Raw genomic sequence first — 666 nt, 5'->3', positions numbered from 1 at the left:
CGGGCTCGGCACCTTCCTCACCTTCGCCTCCCTCGCCGGCCTGCGCCTCGGCGACGCGGAGCTGGCGCGGCAGTTCCTCACCTTCGCCTGGTCGCTCGAGGTGACCCGCGTGCTGTCGATCAGCACGGGGGTCGCCCTCGTCGTGACGAGCGGTGCGCTGCTGGCCCGGTCGCGGGCGGCATACGCGTGGTTGGCCGCGCTGGCGTTGGCCGGCATCGTCATCGTCGCGCTGACCGGCCACTCCGCGGGCAGCGCCAGCCACGAGGACGCCGTGAACTCGCTCGGGGTGCACCTCGTCGGGGTGACCGTCTGGGTCGGGGGCCTGCTCGCCATCGCCGTCATGCAGCCGCGCATCGGCTCCGACCTCGGGGCCACCGTGCGGCGCTACTCCGTGCTCGCCGGGTGGGCGTACGCCGCGGTCGCGCTCACCGGCCTCCAGCAGGCGGTCATCCGGCTCGGCTCCCTCGACGGCGTCGCCTCCGCCTACGGCGCCATGGTCGTGGCGAAGGTGCTCATCCTCGTCACCCTCGGGTTCATGGGCTGGCAGCAGCGCCGCCGCGTCATCGCGAGCATCGAGCGGGACGGCAGCGGCTTCGCGCGGCTCGTCCTCGTCGAGCTCGCCCTCATGGCGGCCGCCTTCGGGCTCGGGGCGGTCCTCAGCAGGAC

General features: G+C 74.2%; 1 protein-coding gene. It reads left to right on the top strand.

From position 1 onward, the window contains the following. A partial coding sequence (locus tag N801_RS19105) for a CopD family protein (protein WP_035940999.1) occupies nucleotides 1-666 on the top strand: 666 nt, incomplete at both ends.

The organism is Knoellia aerolata DSM 18566, from assembly GCF_000768695.1.
Taxonomy (GTDB): domain Bacteria; phylum Actinomycetota; class Actinomycetes; order Actinomycetales; family Dermatophilaceae; genus Knoellia; species Knoellia aerolata.
This window is presented reverse-complemented; position numbering and strand designations above follow the sequence as displayed.